The sequence below is a fragment of the Ornithinibacillus bavariensis genome, assembly GCF_018333235.1.
GTDB lineage: Bacteria > Bacillota > Bacilli > Bacillales > Amphibacillaceae > Ornithinibacillus > Ornithinibacillus bavariensis.
Genome location: NZ_BORP01000001.1, coordinates 115,002 through 133,621 on the forward strand (window position 1 = coordinate 115,002; position 18,620 = coordinate 133,621).

The 18,620-nt window shown below is 35.3% G+C and carries 14 protein-coding genes; all 14 read left to right on the forward strand.

Translation table 11 applies throughout. The features are described 5' to 3' along the window. Nucleotides 1-40: 40 nt before the first annotated feature. Nucleotides 41-316 carry a DUF485 domain-containing protein gene (locus KI338_RS00595; RefSeq protein ID WP_212919042.1) on the forward strand — a complete coding sequence of 92 codons (276 nt, stop codon included), beginning with the start codon at nucleotides 41-43 and terminating at the stop codon, nucleotides 314-316. Continuing rightward, nucleotides 313-1,857 carry a solute symporter family protein gene (locus KI338_RS00600; RefSeq protein ID WP_212919043.1) on the forward strand — a complete coding sequence of 515 codons (1,545 nt, stop codon included), beginning with the start codon at nucleotides 313-315 and terminating at the stop codon, nucleotides 1,855-1,857. The genes KI338_RS00595 and KI338_RS00600 overlap by 4 nt, the downstream gene beginning before the upstream one ends. Then, on the forward strand, nucleotides 1,854-3,620 hold the full coding sequence (locus tag KI338_RS00605; protein WP_212919044.1) for a LytS/YhcK type 5TM receptor domain-containing protein: 1,767 nt from the start codon (nucleotides 1,854-1,856) through the stop codon (nucleotides 3,618-3,620). Before KI338_RS00600 ends, KI338_RS00605 begins: the two co-directional genes overlap by 4 nt. Continuing rightward, the gene (locus KI338_RS00610; protein WP_212919045.1) at nucleotides 3,617-4,369 is read left to right on the forward strand and encodes a LytR/AlgR family response regulator transcription factor; all 753 of its coding nucleotides are present in this window, start codon (nucleotides 3,617-3,619) and stop codon (nucleotides 4,367-4,369) included. Before KI338_RS00605 ends, KI338_RS00610 begins: the two co-directional genes overlap by 4 nt. A 179-nt stretch (nucleotides 4,370-4,548) precedes the next feature. After that, nucleotides 4,549-4,896, forward strand: coding sequence for a DUF485 domain-containing protein (locus tag KI338_RS00615; protein ID WP_212919046.1), 348 nt, complete (start codon nucleotides 4,549-4,551; stop codon nucleotides 4,894-4,896). After that, nucleotides 4,896-6,425 (forward strand): solute symporter family protein, encoded by a 1,530-nt coding sequence (locus KI338_RS00620; protein WP_212919047.1) that lies wholly within the window; start codon nucleotides 4,896-4,898, stop codon nucleotides 6,423-6,425. The genes KI338_RS00615 and KI338_RS00620 overlap by 1 nt, the downstream gene beginning before the upstream one ends. 167 nt (nucleotides 6,426-6,592) lie before the next feature. Continuing rightward, nucleotides 6,593-8,317 carry a sulfate adenylyltransferase gene (locus KI338_RS00625; RefSeq protein WP_212919048.1) on the forward strand — a complete coding sequence of 575 codons (1,725 nt, stop codon included), beginning with the start codon at nucleotides 6,593-6,595 and terminating at the stop codon, nucleotides 8,315-8,317. Between the two features lie 342 nt (nucleotides 8,318-8,659). Next, nucleotides 8,660-9,421 (forward strand): spr1630 family ClpXP-sensitive toxin, encoded by a 762-nt coding sequence (locus tag KI338_RS00630; RefSeq protein ID WP_212919049.1) that lies wholly within the window; start codon nucleotides 8,660-8,662, stop codon nucleotides 9,419-9,421. 21 nt (nucleotides 9,422-9,442) lie between these two features. After that, a complete protein-coding gene (locus tag KI338_RS00635; RefSeq protein ID WP_212919050.1) occupies nucleotides 9,443-10,630 on the forward strand; it encodes a spr1629 family repressor/antitoxin in 1,188 nt (395 codons plus the stop codon). 149 nt (nucleotides 10,631-10,779) lie between these two features. Next, a complete protein-coding gene (sspO, locus tag KI338_RS00640) occupies nucleotides 10,780-10,929 on the forward strand; it encodes a small acid-soluble spore protein SspO (RefSeq protein ID WP_212919051.1) in 150 nt (49 codons plus the stop codon). 221 nt (nucleotides 10,930-11,150) lie between these two features. After that, nucleotides 11,151-13,307, forward strand: coding sequence for a YhgE/Pip domain-containing protein (locus tag KI338_RS00645; RefSeq protein ID WP_212919052.1), 2,157 nt, complete (start codon nucleotides 11,151-11,153; stop codon nucleotides 13,305-13,307). A 643-nt stretch (nucleotides 13,308-13,950) separates the two neighbouring features. Beyond that, entirely contained in the window at nucleotides 13,951-14,346 is a 396-nt protein-coding gene (locus KI338_RS00650) for a (deoxy)nucleoside triphosphate pyrophosphohydrolase (protein ID WP_212919053.1), read from the forward strand. 62 nt (nucleotides 14,347-14,408) lie between these two features. After that, nucleotides 14,409-17,309 (forward strand): DEAD/DEAH box helicase, encoded by a 2,901-nt coding sequence (locus tag KI338_RS00655; protein ID WP_212919054.1) that lies wholly within the window; start codon nucleotides 14,409-14,411, stop codon nucleotides 17,307-17,309. Between the two features lie 566 nt (nucleotides 17,310-17,875). Next, nucleotides 17,876-18,382, forward strand: a complete 507-nt coding sequence (locus KI338_RS00660) for an HXXEE domain-containing protein (protein WP_212919055.1) — start codon at nucleotides 17,876-17,878, stop codon at nucleotides 18,380-18,382. Nucleotides 18,383-18,620: the final 238 nt, after the last annotated feature.

Genomic DNA, 18,620 nt, shown 5'->3' on the forward strand with positions numbered 1-18,620 from the left:
ATTTACAGACTCTTGCGAATTAGTAATTGGGGGAATAAGGGTGGATGAGCGTGTACTGGAGTTAATTCGACGAAAAAAAAGATTGTTGATTCCGAATCTAGCGATAATCTTTTTATTTTATTTTATGCTCCCTTTATCGCTAATTTTTTATCCTGACTTCATGAATAAAAAAAGCTTTGTTACTGGAGTTACTTGGGCCTGGCTGTATGCATTTTTACAACTGCCATTTGTTTGGTTCATGGTCTGGCTTTATCATGTCAAAGCAAAACAGTTTGATAGACGAATGGAAGAAACTATCCAGGAGGAATTACCGTGAACCTCACATATTTTTTGTTCTTCATATGTATCATCGTTTGTACATTAATTATTACCTATTGGGCAGCAAAGCGCAGTAATACAACTAATCGATTTTATGTAGCTTCTGGTAGTTTGACAGGCTTTCAGAACGGGATGGCGATAGCTGGTGATTTTATAAGTGCAGCATCATTCCTAGGTATCGTCGGCATGATAGCGATTAATGGTTATGATGGTTTTTTATATTCGATTGGATTTTTAGTATCTTATTTAGTTGTCCTATATTTAGTTGCTGAGCCTGTCCATCGCCTTGGTAAATATTCCCTTGGAGATGTTATTTGTTCACGGTTTCCAAGTAATAAAATGCGCTGGATAATGGCATTTGGCGCTTTTGCTATTTCCATTCTTTATATGATTCCACAGCTTGTCGCTTCTGGCTTTTTACTTCGTTTATTATTAAATATTGATTACTCCATTTCTGTGATTATTATTGGAGGATTAATGACTATTTATGTTGTATTTGGTGGTATGGTTGCCACTTCTTGGGTTCAAATTGTAAAGACGGTTGTGCTAATGTCTGGTACATTTTTACTTTCATTAATCGTTTTTTCTAATTTTAATTGGAATGTACCTTTTCTAGTTGAGCGAGTAAAGGAATTAACGCCATTAGGAGATGCTTTTTTTCTACCAGGGCATCTTTTTGGTAATCCAATCGAGTTTTTTTCACTACAGCTAGCCCTTGTACTTGGTACAGCAGGTTTACCACATATTTTAATGCGGTTGTTTACCGTTCGGAATACGTTAGAGGTTCGGCGTTCCCTTATTAGTTCCACCTGGATTATCGGATTATTTTATTTAATGACACTTGTACTTGGTCTTGGAACAGTCGCATTACTTGGTTACCAAACCTTAATTGCTAATGACCCGACAGGTAATCTTGCCGCCCCTTTACTTGCAAAAGAGGTTGGTGGTGACTTTCTACTAGCATTTGTTTCAGCTATTGCTTTTACGACCATTGTAGCAGTGGTTGCTGGTCTTGTAATATCAGCAACAACGGCTTTTTCCCATGATATTTTTCACCATATTTTGAAGAGAGGTAAGTCAACAGAAAAAGAACAATTACGAGCAGCGAGATGGACAGCTTTAGGAATTGGATTAATTTCTACCCTATTTGCGCTACGTTTAGAAACCATCAATGTAACATTTCTCGTATCAATGACATTTATTGTTGCAGCTGCAAGTAATTTTCCGATTCTAGTTCTCACGATATATTGGAAGCGCTTCACACAAATGGGTGCCATCACAGGAATGGTGAGCGGTCTAGTCGCCTCCCTTCTACTTGTGATACTTGGCCCGCATATTATGAATCCAGATGGTGGCTGGATTGCAAGGGAAGCAATAATTCCGATTCAAAATCCTGGGATTATTGCCATTCCAATCGGATTTTTAGGTGCATATCTTGGCACTATTTTTTCAAAAAAACAACGGCAATCCAATGAGGAATTTAAACGATTCTTTATTCAATCACAAACAGGTATTGCATCAAGGAGAGGAGAACCGTGAAGGATTTAACAATCATTTTATTTGAACGGTTAGGTTTACTTCTCGTTATTGCATTTGTGATGACGCGAACTCCGGGGTTCAAGTCCTTATTATATCGTGAATACAGTATTAGAATGTCTCTTGTTCATGCCTTCGTGTTTGGGGTTTTTGGAATTGCTAGTACTGTTACTGGGATTATCATTACAGAAGAAGCCGAGATCATTCATGGATTTGTTATTTTTCCTGTAGATAGTAATCAACTAATTGTAAGCTCAAGTCTAGTTGCGATTGTTATTGCAGGTTTATTAGGTGGACCAATTGTTGGTCTAGTTGCTGGACTCATTGCTGGTGTGCATCTCATGTTTCTTGGTGGCATTGGTGGGCTTGCGAATGGCTTAGTTAATCCTTTGACAGGGTTACTTGCTGGATTAACGGCGCGCTTTTTTTCTAATGAGCGGGTTATATCTCCATTAAAGGCATTATTTATTGGGGTATTTCCACCGGTCCTACAAATGCAGCTACTCCTTATTTTGTATACTGATGGTGGAGAAATGGTGCATATAGTAGACAAAATTGGACTACCACTAGTGCTCTCAAACAGTATTGCTATAGCTATTTTTACAGCGATGATTGGGATTGTAATGCGGGAACAAGAAAATGAGGCAGCATTAGCAACAAGACAAGCATTAACGATAGCGGAAGAAGCCCTCCCTTTTTTGAAAAAGGATTCTAGTAAAGAAGTAGCGAACGGGCTAGCTACTTTATTATATGATCGTCTAAAGCTTGCAGCAGTATCGATTACAAATAGAAATGAGGTTTTAGCACACAAAGGTTTAGGTGATAAGCATCACCAAGCAGGAGATCCCATTACTGCCCCCATTATGAAAAAAGCAATTGAATCAAAAGAGATGCAGGTAACATACGTAAAGGCAGATATACAGTGTCATCATGAAAAATGTCCCTTAGAAGCAGCCATAATAATTCCGATTATGGAATCGGACGAGGTGACAAGTGTTATCACTTTTTATTTTCGAAAGCCACAGCATATTTCGCCAGTTGAATTAATGATGGCTGAAGGACTTGGGCATTTCATTTCAAATCAGCTCAATGTAATGACAACGGAAATAATGAAAGCACATATTCGTGATGCGGAATTAAGAAATTTACAAGCACAAATTAACCCACACTTTTTGTTTAATACCTTACAGCTTATCGCGGCATTGTTTCGGGAGGATCCACAAAATGCGCGTCATATTACTTTGCAGCTAGCGAGTTATATGCGGTTTAACTTAAGACTAGTATCAAAATCATTGGTGGAGCTGGAGAAGGAATGTGAGCATGTCCAAGCCTATACCTCGATCATTCAAGCAAGATTTCAAGGACGATTACATATAAATTTTAAAAAGCCAGATGATGTTTCACATACCTATATTCCACCTGCTACGATTCAGCCTCTAATTGAAAATTCGGTTCAGCATGGACTAAAGGATGTATCGGATGAAGCTAAAGTGGAAATCAAGATAGAGAGAGTAGATGGTATTATTACAGTATATGTGCGGGATAATGGCTGTGGCTTTCCTACGCATATTTTACCCCTAGTAAGTCATAAACCATTAGTAGATAACCAAAATGGGGGGATTGGTCTTTATAATGTTAATCAGCGATTAATTAGATTAATAGGTGAATCTGCAAGACTTCACATCTGTAATCTACCAAATGGTGGTAGTGAGGTGAGCTTTTCCATTCCCATTTCAAATTATAATAGAAGCGAGGTGGTAGGGTGAAAATTCGGATAATGATTGCGGAAGATGAAATAATGGCAAGAAAAGAGCTGTTATATTTATTAAAGGAAGAGAAGGATATTATTCTTTTACCACATGCAGAAGCAGGGGAACAGTTAATTGAATTATATACCGAGCATCAACCAGATGTTATTTTTCTCGATGTAGAGATGCCAGGCGTAACTGGGGTAGAAGCGGCAAAATATATCTCCGATTTGTCAGCTGGTCATTCACCATTATTTGTCTTTACGACTGCATATGATGAGTATGCCTTGGATGCCTTTGAAATTGAAGCGGTAGATTATTTATTGAAGCCATATGATGAAATCCGTTTTCGAAAGACAATGAAACGGATAAGAAAAATTTTGACTAGTAGAGCGAATGGTAGACAAGGCAAGGAAGTAATACTAAAGCCTACCACCTCCAAACTATTAGTTGACGATGGGGAACGAATGGTGGTCCTGTCACCGGAATCTATTTATTATGCTGTACCAAGTAATCGATTATTGGAAATTCATACAGAAGATAAGGTTATTATGAGCAGAATGACATTACAAGAGCTGGAGGATAAATTGTCTGGAGATATGTTTTTTCGTGCTCACCGAAGCTATTTAGTCAATTTGAACCACATTTTAGAAATTACCCCATGGTTTAATGGTACTAGTAATATAACGTTGAAGGATAAGGAAAATACAAAAATACCAGTGAGTAGGTCTGCAAGTAAGACGATATTGCAGACATTTAGGAGGTGAACACGACTAAAAGATGTCCCTCGATAGCTATAGAATCATTTTCACAACCATTTACAACCAAAATAAAACCATTCAACCACATTATTCAACCATTTATACTGACATTATATTATGAATGTCCAAAATTATTATAATTATCAGTAAGCGCTTACAATTTTGGTAATTGGGAGGATGAATGTATGGCACAACCTAAATTAGTGGATGACCGGGGGAAAAAGGGTGTGGACTATGTGAAGATTGAAAGCAGTCCACAGTTTAAACAGTTTATGAATAGGAAAAAGAAGTTTATTGTACCACTGACAATATTCTTCCTCGTTTTTTATTTCTTACTGCCAATTTCAACATCCTACGGTAAATTTTTAAATACCCCTTTCTTTGGTGATATTTCATGGGCTTGGGTATTTGCAATTGCTCAGTTTATTATGACATGGGTGATTTGCACAATTTATGTAAAAAAGGCAGCTTCCTTTGATAAAGAGGCTGAACAAATTATTGAAGAGCAAATTCACAAGGGAGGTAAGGCCTAATGGATCCAATTGTCGTTATCCTTTTCTTAGCGATTGTTGCACTTACCCTAGTCATTACGTACTATGCAGCAAAACGTACGAAGTCAACAGGTGATTTCTACACAGCTGGTGGTGGGCTGACAGGCTGGCAGAATGGACTTGCGATAGCAGGTGATTATTTATCTGCTGCATCCTTTCTTGGAATTGCTGGGGCAATTGCCTTACAAGGATTTGATGGGTTTTTCTATAGTATTGGTTTCCTTATTGCTTACTTAGTTGTGCTTTTATTAGTAGCAGAGCCACTACGTAATTTAGGGAAATACACACTTGCAGATATGATTAATTCTCGCTTTGATGCGAAAAAAGTAAGAGGTGTTGCTGCACTAAGCACGATTACAATCGTATTATTTTACATGATTGCCCAGCTCGTAGGTGCAGGAGCACTGATTCAACTATTATTTGATATCCCTTATTGGGTTGCTGTTTTAATCGTTGGAGTCATGATGACAATTTACGTATTATTTGGTGGTATGATAGCAACAAGCTGGGTTCAGATTACGAAAGCAGTACTTTTAATGGCGGGAATGGTAATCATTTCATTTATTGTCCTCATGAAATTTAACTTTAATATCTCAGCTATGTTTACAGAAGTAAAAACAGCAACAAGTCATGGAGCAGATTATTTAAATCCGGGAATTAAGTATAAGGATCCACTTGGAACAATATCCTTAATGCTAGCACTTGTACTTGGAACAGCAGGGTTACCTCATATCTTAATGCGTTTCTTTACTGTTAAAGATGCTAAAACTGCAAGAAGCTCTGTTATCACAGCTACTTGGACGATTGGGATATTTTATATCTTAACCCTATTCCTTGGTTTTGGGGCAGCGATTTACGTGGGACAGAGTGAAATTTTAGCTGCAAACCCTGGTGGTAATATGGCGGCTCCGTTACTAGCCGAAGCTATTGGAGGAAACATTCTGTTCGCCTTTATTTCAGCAGTAGCATTTGCCACGATTCTTGCGGTTGTAGCAGGGCTTGTATTATCAGGAGCTTCTGCATTTGCTCATGATGTTTATGGGGAAATAATTAAAAAAGGAAAAGCAACCGAAAAGCAACAAATGCTAGCAGCACGTTATGCAGCGCTAGGTGTGTCGGTATTTTCCATCATCCTATCACTAGGGGCACAATACTTAAATGTTGCCTTCCTCGTATCACTGGCATTCTGTATCGCAGCAAGCGCGAACTTACCTGTTATCCTGTACACCGTGTATTGGAAGCGTTTTAATACAAGCGGGGCAGTTTGGGCGGTTATATCAGGTCTTGGATCAGCATTAATTCTCGTTTCCATGAGTCCTAGTGTATTTTCACCTGTAGAAGGAGCTGCGCTATTTGTTGGAAATCCAATTTTCCCACTTGATAACCCAGCACTTGTCAGTGTGCCATTAGGATTTTTAGGTGGATACTTAGGGACGATATTCTCTAAGGAACATGATTTCGAACGCTATGCAAAGGTAAAGGTAAGAGCAAATACAGGGTATAACGAATAAATCGGATATGTGATACGTTTCGTTTCATATGGATAGGTATTTCGATTTGGGAAAGGGCTGTTACTATTTATTGGTACAGCTGCTTTTCCATTTCAAGGAATTGATGAATGTAAGCTTGTTCTTACAAATAGATTTATAGAAAGAGAATATGAGGAGGAGAAGTAGAATTGAGTCAAGATACAATGATGTTAACAGAAGAAAAATTTGCAAGCTATCCACAGCAGCCACATGGTGGGAAACTGGTAAATCGTGTTCTAACTGGTAAGGAACGTGAAGAAGCTATGGAGCGAGCAAAGCAGCTGCCAATGATTATGGTTGATCTAGAGGCAGTTATTACACTTGAAATGATTGCAACAGGTGTCTTATCTCCGAATGAAGGCTTTATGAATGAGAAGGACTATAAATCAGTTTTGACAGAAGGACGTCTATCAAATGGTGTCGTATGGCCTGTACCATTAAGCTTTGCACCGATTGGTGATCGCAATAAGCAGATTATCCAAGGTTTGTCGGTAGGCGATGAGGTTGCCTTAGCTGACGAAACAAGGGAACCGGTAGCAATCTTAAAGCTAGAGGATATTTTCTATTATGATCGTGAATTTCGTGCACAGCATGTCTTCGGAACGACTGACCGTGACCATCCTGGTGTTGATGCGATATACCGGAGAATGGGAGATACAGCTCTAGCTGGGCCAATTACATTAGTTCGGCGTGTACATTGGGGACCATTTGAAAGCATCCGAATGGAACCGAAAGATACCTGGAGGATGTTTTATGAGGAGAAGAAATTCAAGTCAGTTGGAGGATTTATCACTGGAGCTAATCCATTACACAGAGGCCATGAGTATATTCATCGGAACGCTTTAGAAGAGTTGGACGGTCTTTTTGTTCAGCCATTGGTTGAAATGGCTAAACGTGAATATACACGACACGAGTTCCGTATGCTTTCCTATCGGGCCGTGCTTGAGGAGTATTATCCAAAGGATAGAACGATGCTTGCACCTTTACGGGTTACCTATATCTTTGCAGGTCCTCGTGAGGCTGTTCTTCATGCATTAATTATGAAAAACTATGGATGTACCCATGCGTTAATTGGCCGAGATCATGCTGGTATTGGGGATTATTACGACAAATATGCCAGTCACTCTATTTTTGATGAATTTACGCCAGATGAATTAGGAATTGATATTCGTTTATTCCATGAGGTCTTCTATTGTACCCGTTGTGATAACCCTGCAACAGAACAAACCTGTCCACATGATGCGAAATATCGAATTAATATTTCAGGCACAGGAATCCGAGAATTATTACGCTATGGTGTGCTACCACCTAAAGAGATTGTACGCCCAGAATCCGCCCGTATTGCAATGCAAGGGGTTCAGCCTAAGGGTGTGGATGAGAATGGTCTTGCAATTAATCCAGTTGGAAAAACCATTAAGAGTATTTTCCCTTATTACTTAGAAAATACTGGTATTGGCGGACCGAAGCGTAGAAGCCCACTTGAAGTGGAACAGCTTTCCATTGAGGATTTAGAAGCGGTAATTACTGATGTTCGGAATAATGCCGATCTTGTATATAAAGGTATATTTGAGGAATTCAGCTATGTTACTGATAATCTACGTAATGTTCAGCCACAATGGGTTGCCGAAGCACGTGAATCCATCCGTAGTCAGCAACAAATGGTCGTGGAAAACCTGGAGCAGAAGGTAGATAATGCCCTGGAAAAGGCATCGGATGAGTTTATGTACCAAGATAAAGCTGAAGCAGAACGTGAGCTAGAAGTAGCGAAACAAATTTTAGAGGATATTCCTGTCGCATTACGAAAAGAAGAGATAGCTTACCGTACGTGGAATCCATTACCGTATAAGCGCTATCGCGGTGGGGATGAAGAATAATTATAAGAGCAATCGATATTTTTTAATCGGTTGCTCTTTTTTCTAATTTATAAAGTTAAAAACACTTTCCTCGGTTTCATAGATAAACGAATACATCTGCAAAGCAGGGATAGTATCAACTTCTTCGATTGGGAAATTTTACTATTTCAGAGTATATGCAGTAAAGTGAATGTTGTTTTAAAAAGTGTTTAAAAGCAAATAAAAATAGATATAGCATTAGCCCTTCCTATTAATGGATGCAAGTATATCTAGAAACTTTAATAAAAATATGTACAAATCATATTTTCTTTAATAGAATTGTATTAAGTACAATGATGTTGTTTATATTAAGGGGGTAATTGGATGACAGACTTTAAATTAACGACAGAACTCAATCAAAGAATTGTTGATGGTTTAATGGATGGATATCGTGAATACCTTGAAGTAAGAAGAGAAAAGTCAAGAAGTATGAAGGTTAGCGGTGCATATGCATGGGTTAAAGGAAATCATATTGATGATCAAGTTTCAAAGGCATGTAAATTATTCGGTGTAGAGAGTAAATTAGCTAAAGCAGGCCTGACCTGGCAATATCTTCAATTTCAACATCATGAAAATAAAATACTGTTTATTGTAAAAAACGCTAGATATTTTAATAAAGAACAGGTTAGTAGAGGAAAAGATGCATTAGGGAAAGCAAGTAAGAATAAGATGTCTTATATGGAAGATTTGATGCGAATAAATTCCAATATTGATTTCAAAAGTATTCCAACTGAAAGGGCGAATAGATCTATTCAATTAGAATTATTAGAGGAAGGATTCTTAAATGAACAAGATCATTATGATATTGGAAAGATAAAAAGTGAATTTGATCGCTTTTATATTGTTGTTTATGCAATCGATGAGAGCCAATTAATATCCAATATATCTTTATTTATGCCGAACCCAAAAGATAATAAAGCTTATCTAATTGATGACTTAACAAAATACATTAATGCCTCAAACATGGTTCAAATTGATGATGAATTAAGAGAAGTACTAATAAATAGTGATGATATTAACAATAATATGGATGCGTACAAATTTGATATTGGTATAAATGAGGAGATTACTAAAAAAGAAGGTTAGTTATATAAGGAGGTATAGCCTGTGTTCAAAGGCAATAGCTTGACCAACATTAGAATACTTCATGGGTTAAGCAGAAAACAGTTGGCAGATAGAATTGGAGTTACTGAACAGGCTATTTGGCAATATGAAAATGGTTATGTATCACCAAAGCTAGAAGTGGTTAATCGTTTAAAAGTTATCTTTAATGTTAAATCAAGTTATTTCTACCACGATGACATATTGAGTTCATATAACAAGGATAATATACTTATTGAAAATATTGCTTATCGTTCAAGTACTATTAATTCACTACAAAAAACTCAAAGTGAGTCAATGCATATTAGATTTATTGATTCTTTTTTGAAGAAAGTGGAAACTAGAATTAGTTACCCAATGAATATCCTCCTAGAATTAAGAAATTATACGATAAATTATTTAAAGCAAAATCCTGATATGAATAAAGATAGTCTAATAAAGCATGTGGCCGATTATTCTCGTAAAAAAATAGGCATGGATAGCAATTCCAATAATAACTTTTTATTTTTATTGGAAAGAGCAGGTGCTTTTGTTTTTGAAAAAGAAATTGGTGATTCAATTGATGCTTATAGCTTATGGAGTGAAGACAATAGGGCTTATATTGTGTTAGGAACTGTAAAAAAATCTGCAGTGAGAAGAAATTTTGATTTAGCACATGAACTGGGGCACTTACTTTTACATTATAAAGTAGAGTTTTCTATTCAAGATAAAAAAGATTATCGAGCCCTAGAAGATGAGGCAAATCAGTTTGCATCTGAGTTTTTGTTACCAGAATATCAATTTTCTTTAGACTGTGAAAATATAGGGAAAAAATCGAATCCAGATGCATATATTGAATTAAAGGAAAAGTGGCTAGTATCGTTACAAGCAATGGCAGCAAGGGCTTTTAAGTTAGGAATTATTGATTATCAGCAATACCGTTACTTTTATATGTTGGTTAATAAAAAAGGATATAAACAAGTTGAACCATTAGATAATAGAATCCCAATTGAACGCCCGTCCAAAGTAAAAAGTATACTACAATTACTTTTTGATAAGGAGTTTTATACTGTTACTGAAATTATGGATGAACTAAGGATAAACCAAGGATTTCTAACTATTTTAACTGGATTAGAAGAAGAATTTTTCACAAAAAATAGGCAAAGGGAAGATAACAGTTCTACTGTAAATGAGTTGATTTTTAAAACTAATTAAACTAAGAATACTAAAGATAATGACAACCATTTAAAAGAGTAATCCAGATTTTACGGGTTACTCTTTATTCATTTCTGCCAAGTTACTTCACGAACAAATCAACATATTTGCCTCCAAAATGAAGAAACTAAGCTTGGAGGTGTTAATCCATGAGTAAGAAGAAGCTGAGTTCTGGTGGTTTTAGTGATGAACAAGCTGTACGCAAAAAGCTCTCGAAGCAATTCGACCATGAATTTGCGAATGAGCCATTAACCGCTAATGAAAAATATAATAATAAGAAAACGAAAAAGCGACAATAAACATTGGAAATAATATCTCCGTATGGCAGCCCATTTAGTTGTAATTTGGGCTGCTTTTTGATTTGCTTTTCCTTTGGTGTAACTTGAATTTGGGAAATCGTTTGGCTATGTGCCAGTTTAAAATCTTTTATTAATCCTTCCTTGATGATATAGAAAATTTTGGACAACCTAAATGATTAGAAAGCTAATTTTCAAGAGTGTAATTGATAAGGATGATAAAGATGAAAAACAGTATTCAGATTTTTATCCATGATATAAAAAATATTATTACTAACTGGGTTGCTATCATTATTATTGGAGGACTGATATTATTACCATCCCTTTATGCATGGTTAAATATCAATGCATCGTGGGATCCATATGGCCAAACAGAACAGATTCCAATCGGAGTGGTGAATGAGGATGAAGGAGCTACAGTAAGAGACGAGAAAATTAATGTGGGAAGAGATTTGGTTGCCGAATTAAAGAAAAATAAGACACTTGGTTGGCAGTTTGTTAATCGTAGTAAGGCAATGGACCGATTAGAATATGGGGAGTATTATGCTGTTATTGTTATTCCGAAGAACTTCTCGGAAAAATTAGGTACGGTTATGAGCAACAAACCTGAGAAAGCACAAGTAGAGTACTATGTAAACGAAAAAATAAATGCCATTGCACCAAAAATTACAGACAAAGGTGCAAGTGTGATTGTCGACCAAATTACTAGAAAATTTGTCTCGACTGTTAATGGAATCATTTTTGATATTTTTAATAAAATTGGAATTGAAATAGGAGAGAAACGACCAGATATTGAAAGATTTGAGAACTATATCTTTACATTACAGGACAGGTTGCCAGAAATAAATAACATCCTAAATGAAACATCAGAAGATGCCAATCATGCAGATAATATGCTGAAAAGGGCAAAGGGACTAATACCTGAAGTGAAAAACGCGACTGCGAATGGAATCGAGATTATTGACCAGACAACGAGTTTCTTAAATGAAGCAGAATCTAGATTAAATAAGATATCTCCTAAAGTTGATGAGGATTTAAACAAGATTCAAACGATGACAAAAAGGGTTAATGATTTTATTAACAGCATTAATTCTGCAGACGTTGATATAACAGAGGGAAATCCTGTTGGAAGCAATGTTACAGGACAAATAAACGATGCACTACAGTCCATCACTGTAATTGAAAATGCACTTCATCAGCTTCAAGAAACACAGGAAGGAAATGATGAAACAATAAACCGTGCCTTAAGTGAGGTACAGGCTATCAGGCAGAGTTTAGAAAAGCTTAGTGATCAGGTTAACAGTGTTAATTCCTACTTGGAGGCAAAGCAGGCAGAAGTTGATCAACTATTTTCCAGTATTAAAGATCGTTCTGCTAAGGTAAATGAGAGAGTCAATGCATTCGTAAAGGAATATAAGGAAACAATTGAACCTACAGTTAGGAATGAAGTAGCAAAGGCAAAAGATACTCTCACAAGTGCAAGAGGAATATTAGCTGATGTACAATCCGCTATTCCAGAAGTTCAAGGTATTCTAAATAGGACCAGTGATAATCTTTCTTCTGGTAAGAAAATGCTTAAAAATGTTATGGGAGAATTTCCCTATGTAAATGAAAAAGTAAATCAACTCGCAAATCGTATAAGAGATATTCAAGGTGAAATGAGTCTAGGTGAATTGATTAACATACTACGACATGACCCTATTGCAGAAAAAGGTTTCTTTGAAGAACCTGTTGTGCTTAATGAAAATAAGGTTTTTCCAATTCCTAATTATGGTACTGGCATGACACCGTTCTATACAGTACTTGCGATATGGGTCGGAGGCTTATTATTAATTTCCTTACTCTCAACTGATGTTCACCGGTCAGAATTGTCCTATACCGAAAAACAAGTTTATGTAGGAAGAATGCTTACCTTTCTAACAATTGGTTTATTCCAGACGTTGATTGTGACGTTAGGAGACATGTTTATTCTAAATGTAAGGATAGCAGAACCATTCTGGTTTGTGTTATTTGGTCTGTTGTGCAGCTTAATATTTGTCATGATCGTCTATACATTGGTTTCCGTTTTTGGTGATGTTGGAAAGGCACTTGCCATTGTATTATTAGTGCTGCAAATTGCTGGAGCAGGTGGTACCTATCCAGTGGTGCTTTTACCTAAATTCTTCCAAGTCATTAATCCGTTCCTACCCTTTACCTATGCAATTTCACTTATGCGGGAAGCGGTTGGGGGGATTATATGGGAGAAGGTTTTGCATGATGTATTATTGTTAGTTGTCTTTGGATTGTTGGCTCTTATCTTAGGAGGGCTATTAAAAGGTCCTATTGATAAATACACGAGTAAGGTAAAGGAGAAGGGGAAGGAGTCTGGGTTGTTTCATTAGGGGGAGGTATAAATTTATAGTGTGTTGAGGAAATTGATGGTCGTAATTAATGTCTTACTTATATGGTAGGACATGGAGCAGTTTACTAGCTAGTTATTTATATTGATAAAGAAGTAATCGCTGTTTAGTTGGGGCGGTTATTTCTTTTTGTTTAGGAAGAGGGAATAGAACTAATGAGTGTTAAACCTGAAGTGAAAGTTAAGCTAAATTGCATTATCAATCTAATTTCTTCATGTGTATTCATCCATACTCCCGGTTACTTAAATCGGATAGCCAACCGCCCTCTATCCTATCTAGTTGTTATTAAGATTCTACCACAAGGGATAAAATAGAATTTTTTGTTTGCCTGACATTTTTCGCATATAATTCAGTAGTATTTTATGGATTGTTTGATATTTGAATGTACTTATCCTAAAATAGCGTCAAGTAGGTGGTGTAGCCGATGAAGAGATGGATTGCACTATGATATTTGATAGAAGATCTAAACAAGTTTCAAAAAGAATTGTGTTAAGTACCAGATATCAATTTTGTAATAAGCTGTTAAGGGTTGAAGATATATATAGATCTGGACAATGTAGATCTGGATTCTATATATTTAAAGTATTATTCAAATAAAGAAAATACTTTTCCTTAGGAGGAGAAAATGAAAAAAGATATACATGTAGTTGGTGCAGTAATTACAAAAGACGGAAAAATTTTATGTGCTCAGCGTGGACCTAATAAATCTTTACCTTACAAATGGGAGTTTCCAGGTGGAAAGATTGAAAAAGGGGAATTACCAAAAGATGCTTTACGTAGAGAAATAGAAGAAGAAATGAATTGTAAAATTCGAGTGAAGGATAAAGTTGAATATACAAGGTATGAATATGATTTTGGAATTGTTCATCTAACTACATATATTTGTAGCCTCGAGGAAGGAACTCCAATTTTAACAGAACACGTAAATATAGAGTGGTTGAAACCAAATGAACTTCCATCATTAGACTGGGCACCGGCTGATATACCAGCTATCAAAAAACTGTCAAGCTATAATTTCTAGAAATTTCACTAAATAGATATTGAAAATACATAGAAATAAATTTTTAGGGTGGGGAAAGGTCCATGGAGCAATTTATAAAGGATTTAAAATTAGCATTACATAAAGGGTTCATTGATAAGCAAATAAGTAATTACGGGAGATTCTCACCAAAACTATTAATCAATAATCAAAAAGGAAATGAGTATGTATTAGCCTCAATTATAGAAGAACTAGAGAACTGCAGGAGTTTTCTGTTTTCTGTAGCGTTTATTACTGAAAGTGGTCTTGCTACCCTTAAGTCACATTTACTAGATTTAAATAGAAGAGGAATCACAGGTAGGATTTTAACTTCAACATTCTTAAATTTTAATCAGCCAAAGATATTTAAAGAACTCTTAAAAATTACAAATGTTGAAGTAAGGTTAGCAAATGTTGAGGGCTTTCATTCAAAAGGCTACATATTTGAAAGAGAGAATTATTATTCTTTAATTGTTGGAAGCTCAAACCTTACTGCACAAGCTTTAAAAGTTAATCATGAATGGAATGTTAAGCTCACATCACATGAAAATGGTGAATTAGTTCAACATTTTAAAGACCAATTTGAAAAAATATGGGTGGATAGTATCCCTTTAAATGAAAATTGGATTATGGGCTACGAGGAAAAATATAAATCTATAGATTTTAAAACTGCAGAGAAAGTTATTGATTTTCCTGTAGGCTATAATCAAAACTTTTTAGAAGATGCAATGAGGATAAAACCGAATAAGATGCAACAGGCTGCTTTAAAACAAATTGCTGGTGTGAGAGCTAAAGGGTTTGATAAAGGATTGGTAATTTCGTCAACTGGTACAGGTAAAACATACTTGTCAGCTTTTGATGTAAGACGGTTTGCCCCTAAGAAAATGTTATTTATTGTTCATAGAGAACAGATTCTTAATCAAGCAAAATCTGATTTTAAACGTATATTGGGAGGACTAGAAAAAGATTTTGGAATCTTATCTGGTTCCAGTAAGCAAACCGATGCTAGATATTTATTTGCCACTATCCAATCTATATCTAAAAGAGAGAACCTGGAAAGTTTTAATCCGGACGAATTTGATTATATTCTGATCGATGAGGTCCACAAAGCGGGTGCAAGTTCTTATCTTAAAGTAATTGATTATTTTACCCCAAAATTCTTAATGGGTATGACTGCTACTCCTGAAAGAACTGATGATTTTAATATTTATGAGCTATTTGACTATAATATAGCCTATGAAATTCGATTGCAGGAAGCGTTGGAGGAGGACATGCTTTGTCCATTCCATTATTTCGGAGTTTCGGATTTTGAATATGAGGGTGAATTAATTGACGATACTACCATTCTTTCTAAATTGGTAACTGAAGAAAGGGTAAAACATATCCTAGATAAGATTAATTATTATGGATATTCGGGTACACAAGTAAAGGGCTTGATGTTTTGTAGCCGAAAAGAAGAGGCAGTCAAGCTATCACATGCTCTAAATGAGAAGGGACTTCGTACTATTGCTCTAACAGGCGACAATTCTCAAGAGGAAAGAATGTGGCAGGTTTCAAGATTAGAAAATGGTGCGTTAGACTATATCTTAACAGTTGATATATTTAATGAAGGTATTGATATACCTAGTGTAAATCAAGTTGTTATGTTGAGGCAGACTCAATCTAGTATCATATTTATTCAACAATTAGGGCGAGGACTCAGAAAACATAAATCAAAAGATTTTGTTACGATTATTGATTTTATTGGTAACTACAAAAACAACTACTTAATCCCAATAGCTTTATCTGGGGATAAGTCACAGAACAAAGATAATATTAGAAGGCACACTTCAGAAACTAGCTATATTAAAGGGGTATCAACTGTTAATTTTGAAGAAGTGGCTAGAAAGCAGATTTTTAAATCAATTAACAGTAGCAATCTTACTGCAGTAAAAGTTTTAAGAGAAGCATATATCGAGCTTAAAAACCGTTTAGGAAGAGTGCCTGGTTTAATTGATTTTATTAGGAACCATTCTATTGATCCGATAGTAATAGTAGATAAATATAAAAATTACTATCAGTTTCTAATGAAGATGAATGAAGAAGTGCCTAATATAAATTTTTATGAAGAAAAAGTTTTAACTATGTTATCAATTGAGCTTTTAAATGGTAAACGTAAACACGAACTTATTCTTCTAAAACTGCTAATAGAGAAAGGTAAAGTAGATGAAAAAGAATTTATTAATTTTTTAGTAGAGGAGGGATGCTCAACTGATGAGAAAACAATAGAATCCATGCTTAGAATTTTTGACTTATCATTTTTTACTCAGTCTGATAAGAAAAAGTATGGACAACAACCAATTATCTTATTTGGAGAAGATAATAAATACTCATTTAATAAATCAATCATAAAGAGCCTTCAATCAAATAAATATTTCCTGCATTTAATAAATGATATTTTATCAAGTGGTTTTGAGAACAGTACTAAGTATGACTGCAGTCAAGCCTTGACTTTATATGAGAAATATTCGAGAAAAGATGCATGTAAACTTCTTAATTGGGATAGTGATGAGAGCTCGACAATGTATGGTTACAAGCCAAAACATGATACATGTCCAATCTTTGTAACATATCATAAAGATGACGAAGTCGAATCGAGTGTAGACTATGGTGATGAATTCATTAACCCGGAAACGTTGAAATGGTATACAAGAAGCAATAGAACATTACAGTCAGAAGAAGTTCAAAAAATTATTCATGCTGAAGAAAGAAACATTGACATTCATATCTTTATCAAAAAGGATGACGATGAGGGAAGTAATTTTTACTATCTTGGAAAGGCAACTCCAGATAAAGAAACTATTGAACAGGATACTATGCTAGATAAAAAAGGTAAAAAGATCCCTGTAGTTCATATGAATATGATTATGGAGAAGCCGGTTGAGAATAGGTTATACAAATATATTGTACAGGATATAATTAAATAAGATTTGAAGGAGTTAATTTACGAATAGGAAGTCTACCAAAAGAGTGGCTTCCTATTTTTTATATTAGTGATGAGTAACTTGTTAGTATTGAAAGGAAGGATATTGTTTTATGATATAATTCTATTATTAGAATTGCAATTAGGGGATAATAATGACAAAATCTTCTAAAACTAAAATTCTATCAACCACAACATTGATAGCTTATTAGTATTTGAATACAACTAAGAAAAGCAGAAGCTTGCCAATTCACGGTAACTTCTGCTTTTATAATTTTATAGAAAATGGGTGAATAAATGACTCAAATAATTAAAGTACAGAATACAGTAATCTCTATTAAACCACGAGGTAGTTCAAGAAGGAGGAGATATTTCTGCTGTGAAAGGAATCTTTGTTAGACAGTGGGAAGAAAGGTAAATAGTTTTTTTAGATTGAAAATATGTGGTCTGCAAATATAAATAAATCGTGTGATGTGTTTTGACTGAAAATTATGTTAATATGATTGTGTGAAGTAATGGAGGTTTGGAATAATTGACTGAACAATATAAATGTAGATCGGAGAGAAGCGTATGAATACTAATCTATTAATTCTGGCTTTTATCATCATCTTCATGCTCCACAATTTAGAGGAAATCATAACGGTTGAGAGATGGATGAAGAGAACATATCCTCGGGTTAGAAAAAGAATCCCTTTGTTTGCACAAAAGGAAATTGAGAAGTTTCAAGATATTACAGCTGCACAGTTTGCTGTTGTTGTTTTTGTCCTTTCCATTCCATGTTCTGCTTTGATTTTAGTAGCCGCAGTTACAGAGCATTATTTTTTATTTTTAGGATTAAATCTGATTTTTGCCTTAAATATTTTTACGCATCCATTACAGTCACTATTTCTAAGGTGCTACACCCCAGGGGTGTGGACATCAATATTATTGGTTATCCCTTATAATATTTTGTTTTTCTACCACTTCGCTAAAGCAGGTATGTTAACGATGAATACTATTGCAGCTTCATTTGTCGTCGCCGTTCTTTTCATCCCGGTATTTCTTCTTAGTCATAAGATTGGAGAGAAGTGGAGTTGATTTCGGAATGTCTTACAATTCCGCAAGAGATTGAGTTAATTAGAGAAGCCTAAGAAACCAAATTTACTAATACATATCAGCTTTCCTTTTTTAATAAAGCATAGTATAATAACTGTTAATTAGATTTCAATGAATAAAAATAAATAATGATATGAGGTGCTTTTGTGAGTGTTGTAGGTTCTAAATAGGAAAAAATTTAATGAAATAAATTGGATGACAAATAGGGACTTTTATAGAT

Excerpts from the sequence above, each read along its gene's own strand:
- KI338_RS00615 (WP_212919046.1), top strand. The coding sequence starts at position 4,549 with ATGGCACAACCTAAATTAGTGGATGACCGGGGGAAAAAGGGTGTGGAC.
- KI338_RS00620 (WP_212919047.1), top strand. The coding sequence starts at position 4,896 with ATGGATCCAATTGTCGTTATCCTTTTCTTAGCGATTGTTGCACTTACC.
- KI338_RS00630 (WP_212919049.1), top strand. The coding sequence starts at position 8,660 with ATGACAGACTTTAAATTAACGACAGAACTCAATCAAAGAATTGTTGAT.
- sspO (WP_212919051.1), top strand. The coding sequence starts at position 10,780 with ATGAGTAAGAAGAAGCTGAGTTCTGGTGGTTTTAGTGATGAACAAGCT.
- KI338_RS00645 (WP_212919052.1), top strand. The coding sequence starts at position 11,151 with ATGAAAAACAGTATTCAGATTTTTATCCATGATATAAAAAATATTATT.
- KI338_RS00650 (WP_212919053.1), top strand. The coding sequence starts at position 13,951 with ATGAAAAAAGATATACATGTAGTTGGTGCAGTAATTACAAAAGACGGA.
- KI338_RS00655 (WP_212919054.1), top strand. The coding sequence starts at position 14,409 with ATGGAGCAATTTATAAAGGATTTAAAATTAGCATTACATAAAGGGTTC.
- KI338_RS00660 (WP_212919055.1), top strand. The coding sequence starts at position 17,876 with ATGAATACTAATCTATTAATTCTGGCTTTTATCATCATCTTCATGCTC.